Here is an 18,628-nt window from a genome sequence, read left to right as displayed (position 1 = left end):
GGAGCGAAGTTTACGAGAACCTCAAAAATAGCCTTGTAGGAACAATCTGAAAGGAATGTGGGCGCTTTGAGTTTCTTAACCTTTCACCGCTTTCCAGACCTTGCTGGCAACCATCACCCCCGCCAACACCACCGCGCCCGCGACAATCCCCGCCACCGCGTTCAGCAATGTCGGCACGATAAACCCGGCACCGCCGGCGCTGACGCTTTCGATCCAGTGATGAACCACCGGCACGCCGTGAGTCAGGATCCCGCCACCGACCAGGAACATCGCCGCCGTCCCGATCACCGACAGGCTTTTCATCATGTAAGGCGCTGCGCGCAAAATGCCGCCCCCGATGCTTTTCGCCATCTGCCCAGGCTTTTGGGTCAACCACAAACCGAGGTCGTCGAGTTTGACGATACCGGCGACCAGGCCATAGACGCCGACGGTCATGACGATGGCAATCCCCGAGAGCACGATCACTTGCTGGGTCAGCGAGGCGCCCGCCACGGTGCCCAACGTGATGGCGATGATTTCTGCCGACAGGATGAAGTCGGTGCGGACCGCGCCCTTGATCTTGTCCTGTTCGTAAGCCACCAGATCGACCGCCGGATCGGCAACAGCCTCGACCAGCTCTGCATGTTCAGCCTGATCCTCGGCCTTGCTGTGCAAAAATTTGTGGGCAAGTTTCTCGAAGCCTTCGAAACACAGGTACGCGCCGCCGACCATCAACAATGGGGTGACCAACCACGGAATGAATGCGCTGATGGCCAACGCTGACGGCACCAGGATCAGTTTGTTGCGAAACGAGCCCTTGGCGACCGCCCAAACCACCGGGATTTCCCGCTCGGCCCGCACGCCGCTGACCTGCTGGGCATTGAGCGCCAGATCGTCGCCCAGTACACCGGCGGTCTTCTTGGCGGCCATTTTGGTCATCAATGCCACATCGTCGAGCACAGCGGCGATGTCATCGATCAGCACCAGCAAACTGCTTCCTGCCATGAATCAGGTTTCCTTCTTGAATGAATGCTGCGCAGCATAGCGCGGCCGAGTGCCACACGGGGCATTCTTGAGCGGCGCGCGAGGCCGGTGATACCATGCGCAACCGCCAGAACAGGCAAGGAACCCCCTGGTTTATGAGCACTATCCGCGAGCGCAACAAAGAACTGATCCTGCGTGCCGCCAGTGAAGAATTTGCCGACAAGGGCTTCGCTGCGACCAAAACCAGTGACATCGCAGCCAAGGCGGGATTGCCCAAGCCCAACGTCTACTACTACTTCAAATCCAAGGAAAACCTCTACCGCGAGGTCCTGGAAAGTATCATCGAGCCGATTCTGCAGGCCTCGACACCGTTCAACCCTGAAGGTGTGCCCAGCGAAGTGCTGAGCGGCTACATCCGCTCGAAAATCCGCATCTCCCGCGACCTGCCTTTCGCTTCCAAGGTGTTCGCCAGCGAAATCATGCACGGCGCCCCGCACCTGAGCGCCGACCTGGTCGAACAACTCAACAGCCAGGCCAGACACAACATCGACTGCATCCAAACCTGGATCGACCGCGGCCAGATCGCCGCCATCGACCCTAACCACCTGATGTTCAGCATCTGGGCCGCGACCCAGACCTATGCCGACTTTGACTGGCAGATCACCGCCATCACCGGCAAAGCCAAACTGGATGAGGCCGATTATGAAGCAGCGGCGCAGACGATTATCCGGTTGGTGCTCAAGGGGTGTGAACCGGACTGACAGACCGGTTCAAAGCGAAAAGATCACCGGCCCATGCAGCAGTCGCGCGCTGGCGAAGATTGCGATCTTTGAGCCTAAACTTCACCGCCCATCATCCAGCGCAATGCCTGCGGGAGTGATGTTCTCCAGCCGTCCGGAAACGTGTGCCCGCCATCATGGGTAATGGATTTAACCTCGTTACCCTCACTGAATAACGCACGAAAATCGGCACTCATTTGCAAGTTGCCCGGTCCTTCCATCTTCCCGTTGATCACAAACACCTTTTTGCCACGCGCCTTGCTCGTGGTCGGTGTCGGTTGCATACCGCCGGGTGACAGCAACAATGCGCCTGCGTAATCATCCGGATGTTGCGCCAACAACGCTCCGGCATGCTGTGAGCCTTGAGAAAAGCCCATCAGGTAAACATGTTTGCGGTCGATGCATTGCTGCACCGCCAGCTCCTTCAGACCGTTTTGTACCGCTTTATGCGTGCCCTCAAAACCCGGGCCGATCCAGCGGAAGCTGTCGACAGAATTGATCATTTCAGTGCCATTAATGCCCAAGATAATGGCACCGGTGTCCGCAAGTGGCTGGTAATCCTCATCGACTTCACCGTTCACGCCATACCCGTGCAACCAGACCACCACCGGCCGACACGCGGCGGGCACAGGAATAGTGGCGGAAGGATTGAGCACTGAAATCGCTCCGACCTTGCCTAGGGCAATTTTCTGATAGCGTTGCTGGGCATTGGCCAACACGTTCTTGTAGGTGGATGTCTGGCGCAGATCGGCAAAGTCCTCGTCGCTCGCCATCAGTGGACCGAACCACATGCCGCGGTCATCGGCTTCCTTCAAAAAGCGCTCCGCCAGCTTGTTGTCACCGCGACGGGCAAACAGCGCCGCCACCTGATAAGGCGCTATCAACTGCTCGGGTTCTTCGCGGCTCGCCGCCAGGTAAACAGCAATAGCCTGCAAGGTGTCGGTACCTTCCAGTTTTTCAGCCCGGGCCATTAGCTCTTCTGCATCTTCGGCGTTGAGCAACGCAGTGACGACAGGACTGAGCGCCTGGAAAGCGATTTCATCGGCGTCCAGCGCTTCGTCGGCGTGCAGAAAAGGGGGGCAGAGGGTCATGGCCGCAGCCAGGGTGATGCCAAACAGCGTCTTCACGCATATCTTCCTTGATACAAAAACGAGAGGGGCGGCAGTCTATAGAGGCCGCCCCGCTTCGTCACCAGCGTCCTGCCGGCAGTATCGATTTAATTCACATCAAGCCGTTACCCCAGCATCCGCCGTCAACCCCAACGCCTCGATCGCACTAATCGCGCACTGTTCATCAACATCCGACAGATCCCCGCTGATGCCGACCGCCCCCAGCACGTTCCCTGCCAGATCGCGAATCAGCACACCACCCGGTGCCGGCACGATGCTGCCCTGCCCCAGGCTGTTCAACGCCGCGATAAACGCCGGGCGTTGTTGTGCGTCCAGCGCCAGCAGACGCGAGCCTTTGCCCAGGGCAATGGCGCCCCAGGCCTTACCGATGGCGACCTGCGGGCGTAGCAGGCTGGCGCCGTCTTCGCGTTGCAGGGTGATCAGGTGCCCGCCGGCATCCAGTACTGCAATGGTCAATGGAGCTGCAGAGATTGCACGCCCGGCAGAGATGGCCTGATCGATCAGGTTGACTGCGACTTTCAAGGTTAAAGCGCTCATGGTGCCGTCCTCATTTTGTTTTTCGGAAAGCCGTTGGGCTGCGCCGTTGTGCCGCAGCCCGATGCAACAAATAGAACACAATGAATTATTTTTTTGTATACAATAATTATCGAAAAGCGCCACATGCGACGAAAAGCCACACGTTAAAGGGCTTCCGACGAATGAAACAGTCGCTTGAGAAAATGGATTGACCTGCGCCGTCCGCCGTGAATACACTCTGCGCAAAGCCACTTGTATACAATTACAAAACGTAAGAGGCACAAAACCATGAGCAAAATGAGAGCAATCGAAGCCGCCGTTCTGGTGATGCGCCGTGAAGGGGTTGATACCGCTTTTGGCATCCCGGGTGCTGCAATCAACCCGCTGTACTCCGCCCTGCAGAAGGTCGGTGGCATCGATCACGTCCTCGCTCGCCACGTTGAAGGCGCCTCGCACATGGCCGAGGGCTACACCCGCACCAAGGCCGGCAACATCGGCGTGTGCATCGGTACTTCCGGCCCTGCCGGTACCGACATGGTCACCGGGCTCTACAGCGCCTCGGCCGACTCGATTCCAATCCTTTGCATTACTGGCCAGGCACCCCGCGCCCGTATGCACAAGGAAGACTTCCAGGCTGTCGACATCACCACCATCGTCAAGCCAGTGACCAAGTGGGCAACCACCGTCATGGAACCGGGCCAGGTGCCTTATGCGTTCCAGAAAGCCTTCTACGAAATGCGCTCCGGCCGTCCAGGCCCGGTGTTGATCGACCTGCCGTTCGACGTGCAGATGGCCGAGATCGAATTCGACATCGACGCTTACCAACCACTGCCGCTCGCCAAGCCCACCGCTAACCGCGTGCAAATCGAGAAGGCCCTGGCCATGCTCGATCAGGCTGAACGCCCATTGCTGGTTGCCGGTGGCGGCATCATTAATGCGGACGCCAGCGAGTTGCTGGTCGAGTTCGCCGAACTGACCGGCATCCCTGTCATTCCAACCCTGATGGGCTGGGGCACCATCCCGGACGATCACCCGTTGATGGTGGGCATGGTCGGCCTGCAAACCTCGCACCGTTACGGCAACGCGACGATGCTCAAATCCGACCTGGTACTGGGCGTCGGCAACCGTTGGGCCAACCGCCACACCGGCTCGATCGACGTGTACACCGAAGGCCGCAAGTTCATTCACGTTGATATCGAACCGACGCAGATCGGCCGCGTGTTCAACCCGGACCTGGGCATCGTTTCTGACGCCGCAGCCGCGCTGACCGTGTTCATTGAAGTCGCTCGTGAATGGCAAGCCGCCGGCAAGCTGAAAAACCGCAGCGCCTGGCTGCAAGACTGCCAGCAGCGCAAAGCCAGCCTGCAGCGCAAGACTCACTTCGACAACGTGCCGGTCAAGCCGCAGCGCGTCTACGAAGAAATGAACCAGGTGTTCGGCAAAGACACCTGCTACGTCAGCACCATTGGCCTGTCGCAGATTGCCGGCGCGCAGTTCCTGCACGTCTACAAGCCGCGTCACTGGATCAACTGCGGTCAGGCAGGTCCCTTGGGCTGGACCATTCCGGCGGCACTGGGTGTGGTCAAGGCGGATCCGACCCGTAAGGTCGTGGCGCTGTCGGGCGACTATGATTTCCAGTTCATGATCGAAGAGCTGGCAGTCGGCGCGCAGTTCAAACTGCCGTACATCCATGTTGTGGTAAACAACTCGTACCTGGGGCTGATTCGTCAGGCTCAGCGCGGTTTCGACATGGACTACTGCGTGCAGCTGTCCTTCGATAACCTGAACGCTCCGGAACTCAACGGTTACGGTGTCGATCACGTCGCAGTGGCCGAAGGCCTGGGCTGCAAGGCATTGCGCGTGTTTGAACCAAGCCAGATCCAGCCTGCCCTGCGCAAGGCTCAGGAACTGATCGAAGAGTTCAAGGTGCCGGTGATTGTCGAGATTATTCTGGAGCGCGTGACCAACATTTCCATGGGCACCGAGATCAACGCCGTCAACGAATTCGAAGACCTGGCGCTGGTCGGCAACGATGCGCCAACGGCGATTTCGTTGCTTGATTAAGAAGACCTGATACCTGTAGCAGCTGCCGAGGCACGAGGCTGCGTTGCGTGTCCGCAGGACCGCCCTCGGGGGCCGCTTCGCAGCCCAACGCAGCCTCGTGCCTCGGCAGCTGCTACAGGCAACTATTTTTACAGGAGACCACCATGCCGCGTTTCGCAGCCAACCTGTCCATGCTGTTCACAGAGCAAGATTTTCTTGCCCGTTTCGAAGCGGCCGCCAAGGCCGGCTTCAGTGGTGTCGAATACCTGTTCCCGTATGACTTCAGCTCCGCCGAGATCAAGGCCAAGCTGGATGCCAACGGTCTGACCCAAGTGCTGTTCAACCTGCCAGCCGGTGACTGGGCCAAGGGCGAACGCGGTATCGCGTGCCTGCCGGATCGGGTTGAAGAGTTCCGCGCCGGTGTCGACCTCGCCATTGCCTACGCGCAAGTGCTGGGCAACACCCAGGTCAACTGCCTGGCCGGTATTCGCCCACAAGGCGTGGACGATGCCACCGTGGAAAAAACCTTCGTCGCCAACCTCAAATACGCAGCAGACAAGCTGCAAGCGGTGGGCATCAAACTGGTGATGGAAGCGATCAACACTCGCGACATCCCGGGTTTCTACCTGAACAACACCGCGCAAGCCCTGTCGATTCGCGAACAGGTCGGCAGCGCCAATCTGTTCCTGCAATACGACATCTACCACATGCAAATCATGGAGGGTGACCTGGCCCGCACCATGGCCACGCACCTGGGCGAAATCAACCACATCCAGTTGGCCGACAACCCTGGGCGCAACGAACCGGGCACCGGTGAAATCAACTACCGCTTCCTGTTCGAACACCTTGACCGCATCGGTTATCAGGGTTGGGTGGGTTGCGAATACAAGCCGCTGACCACCACTGAAGCGGGCCTGGGCTGGCTGAAAACCCATAACGCGATCTGACACCGATCCCTGTAGGAGTGAGCCTGCTCGCGATGAAATCACCTTGGTACACCTGATGTACCGCAGCGGCTGAATCGCGAGCAGGCTCACTCCTACAAAAAGCTACGCCCCCTATTTGCTTGAGCAAGACAAAAACAAGAGGATTTTCTCATGGCTAAAATCGGATTTATCGGCACCGGCATCATGGGCCACCCAATGGCGTTGAACCTGCAGAAAGCCGGCCACAGCCTGTTCCTGTCGGCGCACCACGACGCTGCCCCTGCCGACTTGGTTGCTGGCGGCGCCGTTGCTCTGGCGAACCCGAAAGAAGTCGCACAAGAAGCCGAATTCATCATCGTCATGGTGCCGGATACCCCCCAGGTCGATGACGTGCTGTTCCGCGCCGACGGCGTTGCAGCCGGTGTTGGCAAAGGCAAAGTCGTCATCGACATGAGCTCGATCTCGCCTACTGCCACCAAGGCTTTCGCCGCCAAAATCAATGAAAAAGGCGCCCAGTACCTCGACGCACCGGTGTCCGGCGGTGAAGTCGGCGCCAAGGCGGCGAGCCTGAGCATCATGGTCGGCGGCGATGCCGATGCTTTCGAACGCGCCCTGCCGCTGTTCCAGGCCATGGGCAAGAACATCACCCTGGTCGGTGGCAACGGCGACGGTCAAACCGCGAAAGTGGCGAACCAGATCATCGTGGCGCTGAACATTCAGGCGGTGGCTGAAGCCCTGCTGTTCGCTTCGAAGAACGGTGCTGATCCAGCCAAGGTGCGTGAAGCACTGATGGGCGGTTTCGCCTCCTCGAAGATCCTCGAAGTACACGGCGAGCGCATGATCAAAGGCACCTTCGATCCGGGTTTCCGCATCAGCCTGCACCAGAAGGACCTGAACCTGGCCCTGCAAGGGGCCAAGGAACTGAACATCAACCTGCCGAACACCGCCAACACCCAGCAAGTGTTCAGCACCTGCGCAGCCATTGGTGGCAGCAATTGGGACCACTCGGCGCTGATCAAGGGCCTGGAGCACATGGCGAATTTCTCGATTCGCGATAAGTAAGCCCTGCGCTACAGAGGGCCTGACTGGCCCTCTGTAGGAGCAAGGCTTGCCCGCGATGGAATCGCCTCGGTGCAGCAGAAACACCTCAGCGTCTGCATCGCGGGCAAGCCTTGCTCCTACAGGGATCGTGCACGTTCGATAACCCCAATAACAAGAATTCCGGGAGCCCGCCATGTCGGTCGATCCGCAACAATTCCTGCGCGAGCTGTTTGCCACAGCCATCGACGCCGCCCACCCACAGCAAGTCCTCGAAGCCCATTTGCCCAAAGACCGTAGCGGTCGGGTGATCGTCATCGGCGCCGGCAAAGCCGCGGCCGCCATGGCCCAGGTGGTCGAGCGTTGCTGGCAGGGTGAAGTCTGCGGTCTGGTGGTGACCCGTTACGGTCACGGTGCCCCGTGCGAAAAAATCGAAGTGGTCGAAGCGGCCCACCCAGTGCCGGACGCTGCCGGTCAGGCCGTTGCCAAACGGGTCTTTGAACTGGTCAGCAACCTGACCGAAGACGACCGCGTGATCTTCCTGCTTTCGGGCGGCGGCTCTGCCCTGCTGGCATTGCCGGCGGCCGGCATCACCCTTGCCGACAAGCAATCAATCAACAAAGCCCTGCTCAAATCCGGCGCGACCATCGGCGAGATGAACTGCGTGCGCAAGCACCTCTCGGCGATAAAGGGTGGCCGTCTCGGCAAAGCCTGCTGGCCTGCCACTGTTTATACCTATGCGATTTCCGATGTACCGGGCGACCTCGCCACGGTCATCGCCTCCGGTCCGACCGTGGCCGACCCAAGTACCTCTGCCGAAGCACTGGCGATCCTCAAGCGCTACGACATTGACGTTTCGGTCTCTGTGCGCAACTGGCTGCAAAGCCCGGAATCGGAGACGGTCAAACCCGGCGACCCGAGCCTGGCCCGCAGCCACTTCCAGTTGATCGCCCGCCCACAGCAATCGCTTGAAGCGGCCGCCGTGAAAGCGCGGCAGGCCGGTTTCAGCCCGCTGATCCTCGGTGATCTGGAAGGCGAATCCCGTGAAGTGGCCAAGGTTCACGCCGGCATTGCGCGGCAAGTGGTCCTGCACGGCCAGCCACTGGCGGCGCCATGTGTGATTTTGTCGGGCGGTGAAACCACCGTGACCGTGCGCGGCAATGGCCGTGGCGGGCGCAACGCCGAATTCCTGCTGAGCCTGACCGACAGCCTCAAAGGCCTGCCCGGTGTGTATGCCCTGGCCGGTGACACCGACGGCATCGATGGCTCCGAAGACAACGCCGGCGCCCTCATGACCCCGGACAGCTACGCCCGTGCCACGGCGCTGGGCCTGAGCGCCAGCGACGAGTTGGACAACAACAATGGCTACGGTTATTTCGAGGCACTGGACGCCCTGATCGTCACTGAGCCGACCCGCACCAACGTCAACGACTTCCGCGCCATCCTGATTCTCGAGAACCCAAAAAATGACGCCTGACAAGAAGGTTAAAATCCTCGCCACCCTCGGCCCCGCCACCGACGGGATCGACGACATTCGCGAACTGGTGCAGGCCGGGGTCAACATTTTCCGCCTGAACTTCAGCCACGGCGATCACGCCGACCACGCACAGCGCTACCAGTGGATTCGTGAAGTCGAGCGCCAGCTTAATTATCCGCTGGGTATTCTGATGGACCTGCAAGGCCCGAAACTGCGGGTCGGCAAGTTTGCCGAGGGCAAGGTGCAACTGCATCGCGGTCAGGCCCTGCGACTGGACCTGGACCCGACGCCAGGGAACGAGCGCCGCGTTAATCTGCCTCACCCGGAAATCATCGCGGCGCTGGAGCCGGGCATGGACTTGCTGCTGGACGACGGCAAGCTGCGTTTGCGAGTGGTCACCAAGTACTCCGACGCCATCGACACCACCGTGTTGAATGGCGGCGAACTGTCGGACCGCAAAGGCGTGAACGTGCCGCAAGCGGTGCTGGACCTAAGCCCGCTGACCGCCAAGGATCGCCGCGACTTGAGCTTCGGTCTGGAGTTGGGTGTGGACTGGGTCGCGCTATCGTTTGTGCAACGTCCGCAAGACATTCGCGAAGCCCGCGAACTGATCGGCGACAAGGCCTTTTTGATGGCCAAGATCGAGAAGCCATCGGCCGTGACGCAACTGCGGGAAATCGCCGAGTTGAGCGACGCGATCATGGTGGCGCGTGGCGACCTCGGCGTGGAAGTGCCCGCCGAAAGCGTGCCGCAGATTCAGAAAAACATCATCACCCTCTGCCGCGAGCTAGGCAAACCGGTGGTGGTGGCCACGCAGATGCTGGAGTCGATGCGCTTCTCCCCGGCCCCGACCCGGGCCGAGGTTACCGACGTGGCCAACGCCGTGGCCGAAGGTGCGGATGCGGTGATGCTGTCGGCGGAAACCGCCTCCGGCGAGTACCCGCTGGAAGCCGTGCAGATGATGAGCAAGATCATCCGCCAGGTGGAAAACGGCCCGGACTATCAGGCACAACTTGACGTGAGCCGACCGAAAGCCGAGGCGACGGTGTCCGATGCGATCAGCTGCGCGATTCGTCGCATCAGCAACGTGCTGCCGGTGGCCGTGCTGGTGAACTACAGCGAGTCCGGCACCTCGAGCTTACGTGCGGCGCGGGAACGGCCGACGGTGCCGATCCTCAACCTGACACCGAACCTGCAAACCGCGCGCCGCTTGACCGTGGCGTGGGGCGTGCATTCGGTGGTCAATGACCGACTGCGGCAAGTGGATGAAGTGTGCTCGACGGCGCTGGAAATCGCCCAGGCACAGGGCATGGCCAAGCGTGGCGATACATTATTGATCACGGCAGGTGTGCCGTTTGGGCAGCCGGGATCGACTAACTCACTGCGTATCGAGACATTGATTTAGCGCCTATCCGGCCTCATCGCGAGCAAGCTCGGCTCCTACGGTTCGTTGAGGACCTGTAGGAGCCGAGCTTGCTCGCGATGCAGGCGACACGGTCCCACTGACACACTGAACTAAAATGCCTGCCCACCATTTCAACACCCACTGTCCCGACTGGGCCGAAGCGTTGCTCAACGGCTTCAGTCAGATCTTCCTCCAGCGCAATCCGCTGTGCGGCCTGCTGTGCCTGTTGGCGATTCTGTTTACCGCGCCGACGTTGCTCGGCGGTGCGCTGCTGGGCGGTGTCGCCGGTTTGCTCACTGCGCAACGCCGCAACTATGCCAAGGCTGATCGTCAGGCCGGGTTGTTCAGCTACAACGGCGTTCTGCTCGGTCTGTTGCTGAGTTTGTATTTCCCTTGGTCGGCGATGATGCCACCGCTAACTCTGGCCGCCGGCGGTCTGAGCGCGATGATCACCCAGCAGTGGCTCAAGCGCGTCCGGGTCAGCCAATGCCTGCCGGCCTACACGGCGCCCTTCGTCGGGCTGGGCTGGTTGCTGCTGTGCTTCGCCACGCCCTCGACAACGGCGCATTTGATCGAAATCAACACGCTGAACATGCTCGCCGCCCCCTTCAAAGGCGTGGGTCAGGTGATGTTCCTCGGCCATCCACTGGCCGGTGCGATGATTGCCGTCGGTTTGCTGATCGCAGATCGCCGTGCATTCTGCTGGGCGTTGTTGGCGTCTGTCGCGGGCATGGGCTGGAGTATGTTGCACCACGACTTCTACAGCGCATTGCTCGGTCTCGGGAGCTATAACGCCGTACTCGCCGCCCTCGCCTTCAGCTCACAGCGTCGCCAACCGTGGCTGCCGTTGGTGGGCATCGGCCTGGCGCTGTTACTGACGCCGGTCTTTGCCGCCATCGGCCTGCCCACGCTGACCGCGCCGTTCATTCTCGCAGGCTGGTTGATCCGCACGGTTGTGCAGATGCTCGGCAAAGCCACGGTCGAAAGCGCGCCTTGCGTTCCCGGGGAGAATCAACCTAGGCTGCGCTGATTAGCGGCCAAGGCGATTTGAATGAACAGCAACGACACGTGGCGCAATCGCCTTTACGTGATTATTTTCCAGACCGACACCGTCGCCGGACGGCGCTTCGACTCAAGCCTGCTGCTGATTATTTTCGCCAGCCTGGTGGTGGTGATCCTCGACAGCATCGATGACGTTCATCAGAACTACGCCGGCCTGCTGGCGGCCATCGAGTGGGGCTTCACGGTGATTTTCCTGGGCGAGTACATCCTGCGCCTGTATTGCTCGCCCAAACCCATGCGCTACGCGTTCAGTTTTTACGGCCTGGTGGATCTGCTGGCCATCGTGCCGGGCATCCTCGCGCTGTATTACAGCGATGCCCAGTACTTGCTGATCATTCGGGTGATCCGGATGCTGCGCATCTTCCGCGTGCTCAAGCTCGGTCCCTACCTCAAGCAAGCCCATTACTTGCTCGATGCCCTGCGCGGCAGCAAGCAGAAAATCCTCGTGTTCCTCCTCAGCGTCTGCACCCTGGTCACGGTGTTCGGCACCCTGATGTATGTGGTTGAAGGCCCGCAACATGGCTTCACCAGCATTCCCAAAGGCATCTACTGGGCGATCGTGACGCTGACCACCGTCGGCTATGGTGACATCGTGCCCAAGACCGCGTTGGGCCAGGTGATTTCGTCGATGGTGATGATCACCGGTTACTCGATCATCGCCGTACCCACCGGGATCTTCACCGCCGAACTGGCCACGGCCATGCGCGGTGGCCAGTTGCATCACGATTGCCCGGTGTGTACCAAAGACAACCATGAACAGGAAGCATCGTTCTGCTCTCGCTGCGGCAATGCGCTGTTCAAAAAACAGGAATAAGCAAAGAGCTTTTTAATCTTTAAGGCTCTATGCGAGCCCAGTTATAGTCGCTGGCAAATTGCCTCAATTTAAATAGAACAAGGACTGCGCAGTGAAAAAACTCTTTGGCGCCTCACTTCTGGCCGCTGGCCTGGCACTGACCAGCATGGCCCAGGCCGCACCGACCCTGCTCAACGTTTCTTACGACGTGATGCGCGATTTCTACAAGGACTACAACACTGCCTTCCAGAAACACTGGCAAGCCGAACACAACGAAAACATCACCCTGCAAATGTCCTTCGGCGGCTCCAGCAAACAAGCGCGCTCAGTCATCGACGGCTTGCCGGCTGATGTCATCACCATGAACATGGCCACCGACATCAACGCCCTGGCAGACAACGGCAAACTGGTGCCGGAGAACTGGGTCACGCGCCTGCCGAACAACAGTGCGCCGTTTACTTCCGCCACGGTGTTCATCGTCCGTAAAGGCAACCCGAAAGCCCTGAAAGACTGGCCTGACCTGCTCAAGGACGGCGTTCAGGTGATCGTGCCCAACCCGAAAACCTCGGGCAATGGCCGCTACACCTACTTGTCCGCCTGGGGTTATGTGCTGAAGAACGGCGGTGACGAGAACAAGGCCAAGGAGTTCGTCGGCAAGCTGTTCAAGCAAGCACCCGTGCTGGACACCGGCGGTCGTGCCGCTACCACAACGTTCATGACCAACCAGATCGGCGACGTCCTGGTGACCTTCGAGAACGAAGCGGAAATGATTGCCCGCGAGTTTGGTCGCGACCAGTTTGAAGTGATCTACCCAAGCGTTTCCGCCGAAGCCGAGCCACCGGTGTCGGTGGTCGACAAAACCGTCGACAAGAAAGGCACCCGTGCCGCCGCCGAGGAATACCTGAAGTACCTGTGGTCGCCGGAAGGCCAGGAAATTGCGGCAGCCAATTACCTGCGCCCGCGTGACCCGGCGGTGCTGGCCAAGTACACCGATCGCTTCCCGAAAGTGGACTTCCTGTCGGTGGAGAAGACCTTCGGTGACTGGCGCACCGTGCAGAAGACTCACTTCAATGATGGCGGGATTTTCGATCAGATTTACACCGGTCAGTAATCGCTGAGCGGCCATGAAAAAGGCGACCTTTGCAGGTCGCCTTTTTTGTGGGTTTCAGCGGTTACAGTTTCCTTGTACGACGTCAATCCTGTGGGAGCGGGCTTGCCCGCGATGGCGGTTTATCAGTCACATCAATGCTGAATGTAGCGCCTTCTTCGCGGGCAAGCCCGCTCCCACAAGGATTTCGCCAAGCCCTTACATCGGCGGCGTCACACCCTCCTTACCCGCAGAAATCGACTGAGCCGTCAGCGTCCCGTCCGCACTCTGTGTCACAAATGTCACGATCTTCACCCCCACTTTCAACAAGCTGCGATCCCCCGGCATCAGGTTCACAATCGGCACGTCCTCCGGCACCAGAATCTTCTGCTGGCCGCCCTTGTAGTTGACCGTCAAGACCCGGCCGTTGCTGACCACCAGATCGCCGACGCTGCCGTTGGTCATGCTGCTGCCCTTGACCAGGTCGAACGGTCGATGCCCGTCGCCGCTACCCGCCAGTTCCGGTGGGAAGACATGGACTTCCAACGCCTTGAGAGTGCCATCCTCCTGAGGAATAGCCGCCGAGCCGATGTAGCTGCCCGGTTTGATGTCGTCGATATTGGCCAACGTGACAGCGCGGACTTTGGTATCCGGGGTCAGGTTGATCACGACGTTTTCGCCGCTGTTGACGTGAACCTTCAACACATCAGGGCTGACCCCGGTGATTTCGCCACGAACACCGATACGCAATCCCGGCGCGTCGGCGGCCTGGGCCAGGCCTGTGGTGAACAATGTGATCAGTGTCAGGGCCGAAGCGCCGCGAATCAGGTGACGGAACATCGTATTCATGGAAGTACCTTGCGGTGATGAAACGTGAGAGAGAACATAAGCACGCTATCGAACAGGATGTAAGTGAATGTATCATCGGACCTGATTATTTGGACGCAAGGTGCATGGGCCAACTGCACATGCCGGTGCCACTCATTCCGCAATGGAATGATTACTATCACTTCAATCCCACTTCCGCCGTCCCGGCTTGCCGCTTAGCCTTCGCGCATTCCCTTCTGTTCAGCGAGACACGTTATGAATCCAGCGACGCCGGCGCCTCACGGTGCCACGACAATGACCAAAGGCATGGTGCTGCTCTTCGCCTTCTGTTGCGGCGCCATTGTGGCCAACCTCTACTATGCCCAACCGATCATCGGCCTGATCGCGCCGGACATCGGCCTGACCAGCACCATGGCCAGCCTGATCGTTTCCCTGACACAGATTGGCTACGCACTGGGGCTTTTCTTCCTCGTGCCGCTGGGCGATTTGCTGGAAAACCGCCGACTGATGATCATCACCACCGTGGTGGCGATTGCGAGTTTACTGGGCGCCGCGTTCACCGATCAGCCCAATGTGTTTTTACTGATTTCGTTGCTGGTGGGCTTCAGCTCGGTGTCGGTGCAAATCCTGATTCCACTGGCCGCGCACCTGGCTCCGGAAGAGTCGCGTGGCCGCGTGGTCGGCGGGATCATGGGCGGGTTGCTGCTGGGGATTCTCCTGGCTCGCCCGGTGTCCAGCGTGGTGGCTGACTATTTCGGCTGGCGCGCGATGTTTGTGATAGCAGCGGTGTTGATGGTGGCGATCAGCATCGTGCTGGCGCTGACCATACCCAAGCGCCAGCCTGATCACAGTGCATCTTATGGGCAATTGCTGGGTTCGCTGTGGACATTGCTGCGCCAACAACCGGTATTGCGTCAGCGTGCGTTTTATCAAGGCTGCATGTTCGCGACCTTCAGCCTGTTCTGGACCGCCGTGCCGCTGGAGTTGGCACGCAATCACGGCCTGTCGCAAACCCAGATCGCGATCTTCGCCCTGGTCGGCGCCATCGGCGCTATCGCGGCGCCCATCGCCGGTCGCCTGGCGGACGCCGGCCACACGCGCATCGCCTCGCTGCTGGCCCTGCTGTTCGCCAGCCTGAGCTTTCTGCCGGCGTTCATCCATCCGCTCTACAGCGTCATTGGCCTGGCCGTGACCGGCGTGGTCCTCGACTTCTGTGTGCAGATGAACATGGTGCTCGGCCAACGCGCGGTCTACGCCCTCGACGCCAAAAGCCGCAGCCGCCTGAATGCGCTGTATATGACCAGCATCTTCATCGGCGGCGCCTTTGGCTCTTCGGTGGCCAGTGCCGTGTACGAGCACGGTGGCTGGTTGTGGATCGTGATAGTCGGCAGCGCGTTTCCACTGTTGGCGTTGCTGCGTTTTTTGAGTGTTTCGCAGAAGGGCTCGCTGGCGACGGCTTAATCGTTCAAAAACAACTTCGCAATGCCGGCCGGAGCAAGATTCGGTCGGTGTTCCGACAAATGTGACGTATCCGCCACCTCATTCCCCCCAAGAATGAATCCTATGCCCCCCACCTGCGTTCCGCCCTCCTCGCCTCAAGGTCACCATTGATCCCGGCCATCCGGCTTTCTCACCAAGGATTACGATCATGACCTTGCAAGCAAAACTCGATGCCTTCAAAGCGGACTTCAAGGCTGGCAAACCGCCCTATAACGCCCCGGCTGACATCCACCCGATCATGGAGCGCGCCACTGCCGAGCTGATCGCCTCTGGTGCGGCGAACAAAGCGCTGAAGGTCGGTGACAAGGCGCCACTGTTTACCCTGAAAGATCCCGACGGGCATCCGGTGTCCTCCATCGACCTGCTGGCCAAGGGGCCTTTGGTGCTGACGTTTTACCGTGGCGTGTGGTGCCCTTACTGCAACATGGAGCTGCAAGCGTTGCAGGATTTTCTGCCAATGTTGCAGGACGCCGGCGCCAGCCTGCTGGCGATTTCGCCACAGATCGCCGCCAACAGCCGCAAGTCGATGCGGACCAATGGCCTGACGTTTCCTATCCTCAGCGACACCCACAATGACGTGGCGCATGCATTGGGTTTGCGCTTTGAGTTGCCGGATTACCTGATCGAGCTGTACAAGAATCTGCGTAACGATTTGCCAACTTTCAATGATGATCCGTCGTGGACGCTGCCGATGCCGGCACGCTATGTGATCGGTCAGGACGGTGTGATTCGTTACGCCGAGGTCAACCCGGATTACACTCAGCGTCCTGAGCCTGAAGCGATGCTGGATGCTATTCGCGGCTAACCGATCAAATGCCGCCTGACCCGCGGCATGTTTTTTCAAGGAGTGTGAAATGACCCGTCGTACCTTCCTCATCACCGGCGCCAGCAAAGGCATTGGCCGCGCTGTGGCCGAGCACCTGGATCGTGCGGGCCACCGGGTGGTGGGCATCGCCCGCACGCCCGACCTGACGTTCCCCGGCATCCTGTTTCCGCTGGACCTGAGCGACCGCGTCCTGACCCAGGAAGTGCTGGCCGATCTGGCCCGGACTTACGAATTTGACGGGCTGGTGAACAACGTCGGCCTGGTGCGCCCACAAGTACTGGGCGAGATTGACCTGGACACCTTCGACGACGTGATGCGGGTCAACCTCCATTCGGCGTTGCAGGCCACTCAGGCGCTGCTGCCCCACATGCGCGACAAGGGGTGGGGTCGTGTGGTGAACATTTCCAGCCTGACCGTCCTCGGGATTACCCAACGCACGGCCTACGCGGCGGCCAAAGCAGCGCTGATCAGCTTCACGCGCTCCTGGGCGCTGGAACTGGCGAAAACCGGCGTGACGGTGAACGCCGTGGCGCCAGGGCCGACCGAGACCGAACTGTTTCGCACCAATAACCCGCCGGGCAGTGAAGGTGAAGCACGGTATCTGGCGGGAGTGCCGATGGGTCGATTGGGGCAACCACAAGAAATCGCGGCGGCGATTGCGTTTTTGTTGTCCGAGCAGAGTGGGTTTATTACCGGGCAAACGTTGTTTGTCGACGGCGGCGCCTCAATAGGAAAAGCCGCTTTCTGACCGACGATTTTCGGTGAATTTCAGAACCTCATAAGGACCTTCGATGGACCGCCTCGGCGCAATGGAAACCTTCGTCTACGTGGTGGAAACCGGCTCGTTTTCCGCTGCCGCCCGGCGTCTGAATATCGGCCAGCCCGCCGTGTCGAAAGCCATTGCGCAGCTGGAATCACGTCTTGCCGTGCGACTGCTGTTGCGCTCAACCCGAGGCCTGACACCGACCGAGGCCGGCCTGGCCTTTTTCGAGCGTTCCAAACGCGCCCTCGAAGAAGCCGACGAGGCCGACAACGCCGCCCGCGGTGCCGCCAGCGGACTCACTGGCAACCTGCGCATTTGCGCCGCCGTGACCTTCGGCCGGCTGCACATCGTGCCGCACCTTGGGCCGTTTCTCGAACAGAACCCGGACTTGAACATCGACCTGATGCTCGACGACCGTAACGTCAATCTGGTCGAGGAAGGCGTCGACATTGCCCTGCGCATGGGCGCCCTGAGCGACTCGGGGCTGACGGCCCGCAAAATCGCCGAGTGTCGACGCGTGGTACTGGGCACACCGGCCTACTTCGAAAAATACGGCGAACCCACCTGCCCCGCTGACCTGTGCAAGCATCAGGCGGTCGTCTACTCCTTGGGCGGCGGCGCCAATTGGCAATTTCGAAACGCCTCTGAAGAACAGGCCGTGATCATCAGCGGCCGAATCCGCGTCAACGCCGCCGAGGGATTGCGAGAAGCAGTGCTGGCTCATCAGGGGCTGACCATGGCGTCGCAATGGATGTTTGCCCCGGAGTTGGCCAACGGGGCGGTCAGGGAAGTGATGACGGACTGGACGCTGCCAAACCTGGACCTGTGGGCAGTGTTTCCAACCGGAAGAATGGCCAGCGCCAAGGCGCGGGCGTTTGTGGAGTATGTGCAGGAGTTGCTGACAAAAGAGACCTGAGGTTCGCCGGTTTCGTTTCCTGACAGTACGCGTGGACTGATTTCACGACTGCTTCGCCCGAGCGCGGACCGGCCGAACGCAGGCTTCGCCAGCTGCTACAGGTTTGGGGTGAATCGGGAATTTCAACAGGCACAAAAAAGGCGACCCGAAGGTCGCCTTTGCTTACTGCCCGAATTGCCGTCCCAACCCACCCGGCACGCCGTGAATATCCGTGTCTTCCCATGGCCCGTTGGGGCTGATCGAGCGGCTCCAGCCATTGTTCCAGCGGTAGTAGGTGCGCTGGCGGTAGAAGGTGTTGGTCTGGTCATCCAGCACGTAGACGCCGAGTTTGGCATCCCAATGGCTGTTGCCACCCGGCGGCGGCGCGAAGCTGGCGGAGGTGCGCGGCATCGGTTTGGCAGGCTTGGCCGGAATGCCCGGTTTACCTGGCGTGGGTGTTGGCGACGGAGTAGGCCTTGGCTGTGACGGCGGAATCGGTGGCGGCGACGTTCGCTCCGGCGGCTGGACCGCACAAGCGCTTAACCCCAAGACCAGACTGAGCAGGGTGATACGAGCGATGGCGGTCATGGGGCGTTT

The 18,628-nt window shown here is 60.1% G+C and carries 18 protein-coding genes; 13 read left to right on the top strand and 5 right to left on the bottom strand.

The genetic code is table 11. The annotated features are described in order from the left end of the window. Positions 1-75 precede the first annotated feature (75 nt). Positions 76-984, bottom strand: a complete 909-nt coding sequence (locus C7534_RS16920) for a DUF808 domain-containing protein (protein WP_109786433.1) — start codon at positions 982-984, stop codon at positions 76-78. Between the two features lie 134 nt (positions 985-1,118). Between C7534_RS16920 and C7534_RS16915 the strand changes: the two genes are divergently transcribed. After that, on the top strand, positions 1,119-1,724 hold the full coding sequence (locus C7534_RS16915) for a TetR/AcrR family transcriptional regulator (protein WP_109786432.1): 606 nt from the start codon (positions 1,119-1,121) through the stop codon (positions 1,722-1,724). 74 nt (positions 1,725-1,798) lie between these two features. Here C7534_RS16915 and C7534_RS16910 read toward each other — a convergent pair whose 3' ends face one another. Both C7534_RS16910 and C7534_RS16905 read right to left on the bottom strand, forming a co-directional pair. Continuing rightward, on the bottom strand, positions 1,799-2,869 hold the full coding sequence (locus C7534_RS16910) for an alpha/beta hydrolase (protein ID WP_109786431.1): 1,071 nt from the start codon (positions 2,867-2,869) through the stop codon (positions 1,799-1,801). A 99-nt stretch (positions 2,870-2,968) separates the two neighbouring features. Continuing rightward, the gene (locus tag C7534_RS16905; protein WP_046032875.1) at positions 2,969-3,409 is read right to left on the bottom strand and encodes a GlcG/HbpS family heme-binding protein; all 441 of its coding nucleotides are present in this window, start codon (positions 3,407-3,409) and stop codon (positions 2,969-2,971) included. Positions 3,410-3,676: 267 nt separating this feature from the next. Here C7534_RS16905 and gcl point away from each other — a divergent pair, with 267 nt between their 5' ends. The 8 genes from gcl (at position 3,677) to C7534_RS16865 (ending at position 13,243) form a co-directional block, all read left to right on the top strand. Then, the gene (gene gcl, locus C7534_RS16900) at positions 3,677-5,452 is read left to right on the top strand and encodes a glyoxylate carboligase (RefSeq protein ID WP_077430648.1); all 1,776 of its coding nucleotides are present in this window, start codon (positions 3,677-3,679) and stop codon (positions 5,450-5,452) included. A 143-nt stretch (positions 5,453-5,595) separates the two neighbouring features. Then, a complete protein-coding gene (gene hyi / locus C7534_RS16895; protein WP_109786430.1) occupies positions 5,596-6,378 on the top strand; it encodes a hydroxypyruvate isomerase in 783 nt (260 codons plus the stop codon). A gap of 150 nt (positions 6,379-6,528) precedes the next feature. Next, on the top strand, positions 6,529-7,419 hold the full coding sequence (locus C7534_RS16890; protein ID WP_077430650.1) for a 2-hydroxy-3-oxopropionate reductase: 891 nt from the start codon (positions 6,529-6,531) through the stop codon (positions 7,417-7,419). A gap of 172 nt (positions 7,420-7,591) precedes the next feature. After that, positions 7,592-8,872, top strand: coding sequence for a glycerate kinase type-2 family protein (locus C7534_RS16885; protein ID WP_077430651.1), 1,281 nt, complete (start codon positions 7,592-7,594; stop codon positions 8,870-8,872). Then, complete coding sequence (gene pyk / locus C7534_RS16880; protein ID WP_109786429.1) at positions 8,862-10,277, top strand: pyruvate kinase; 1,416 nt, start codon at positions 8,862-8,864, stop codon at positions 10,275-10,277. The genes C7534_RS16885 and pyk overlap by 11 nt, the downstream gene beginning before the upstream one ends. A gap of 115 nt (positions 10,278-10,392) precedes the next feature. Further along, the gene (locus C7534_RS16875; protein ID WP_109786428.1) at positions 10,393-11,307 is read left to right on the top strand and encodes an urea transporter; all 915 of its coding nucleotides are present in this window, start codon (positions 10,393-10,395) and stop codon (positions 11,305-11,307) included. Between the two features lie 21 nt (positions 11,308-11,328). Next, a complete protein-coding gene (locus C7534_RS16870) occupies positions 11,329-12,153 on the top strand; it encodes an ion transporter (RefSeq protein WP_109786427.1) in 825 nt (274 codons plus the stop codon). Positions 12,154-12,244: 91 nt separating this feature from the next. After that, positions 12,245-13,243 carry a sulfate ABC transporter substrate-binding protein gene (locus C7534_RS16865; RefSeq protein ID WP_109786426.1) on the top strand — a complete coding sequence of 333 codons (999 nt, stop codon included), beginning with the start codon at positions 12,245-12,247 and terminating at the stop codon, positions 13,241-13,243. A gap of 195 nt (positions 13,244-13,438) precedes the next feature. On the opposite strand, the gene C7534_RS16860 is transcribed toward C7534_RS16865, so the two are convergent. After that, positions 13,439-14,068 carry a hypothetical protein gene (locus C7534_RS16860; protein ID WP_175648954.1) on the bottom strand — a complete coding sequence of 210 codons (630 nt, stop codon included), beginning with the start codon at positions 14,066-14,068 and terminating at the stop codon, positions 13,439-13,441. 234 nt (positions 14,069-14,302) lie between these two features. Between C7534_RS16860 and C7534_RS16855 the strand changes: the two genes are divergently transcribed. The 4 genes from C7534_RS16855 to C7534_RS16840 all read left to right on the top strand — a co-directional run bounded on the left by C7534_RS16855 (position 14,303) and on the right by C7534_RS16840 (position 18,052). After that, a complete protein-coding gene (locus C7534_RS16855; RefSeq protein WP_109786425.1) occupies positions 14,303-15,508 on the top strand; it encodes an MFS transporter in 1,206 nt (401 codons plus the stop codon). Between the two features lie 187 nt (positions 15,509-15,695). Continuing rightward, positions 15,696-16,352, top strand: a complete 657-nt coding sequence (locus C7534_RS16850) for a peroxiredoxin-like family protein (RefSeq protein WP_046032864.1) — start codon at positions 15,696-15,698, stop codon at positions 16,350-16,352. Between the two features lie 49 nt (positions 16,353-16,401). Beyond that, the gene (locus tag C7534_RS16845; protein ID WP_046032863.1) at positions 16,402-17,121 is read left to right on the top strand and encodes an SDR family oxidoreductase; all 720 of its coding nucleotides are present in this window, start codon (positions 16,402-16,404) and stop codon (positions 17,119-17,121) included. 43 nt (positions 17,122-17,164) lie between these two features. Continuing rightward, entirely contained in the window at positions 17,165-18,052 is an 888-nt protein-coding gene (locus C7534_RS16840; protein WP_109786424.1) for a LysR family transcriptional regulator, read from the top strand. 162 nt (positions 18,053-18,214) lie between these two features. On the opposite strand, the gene C7534_RS16835 is transcribed toward C7534_RS16840, so the two are convergent. After that, positions 18,215-18,619 carry a hypothetical protein gene (locus C7534_RS16835; protein WP_046032861.1) on the bottom strand — a complete coding sequence of 135 codons (405 nt, stop codon included), beginning with the start codon at positions 18,617-18,619 and terminating at the stop codon, positions 18,215-18,217. Positions 18,620-18,628: the final 9 nt, after the last annotated feature.

Origin of the sequence: Pseudomonas sp. OV226 (assembly GCF_003148705.1) — a bacterium.
Taxonomy (GTDB): Bacteria; Pseudomonadota; Gammaproteobacteria; order Pseudomonadales; family Pseudomonadaceae; genus Aquipseudomonas.
The sequence above is the reverse complement of the archived record's forward strand: the minus strand, read 5'-3'. Positions and strand labels throughout refer to the sequence as shown.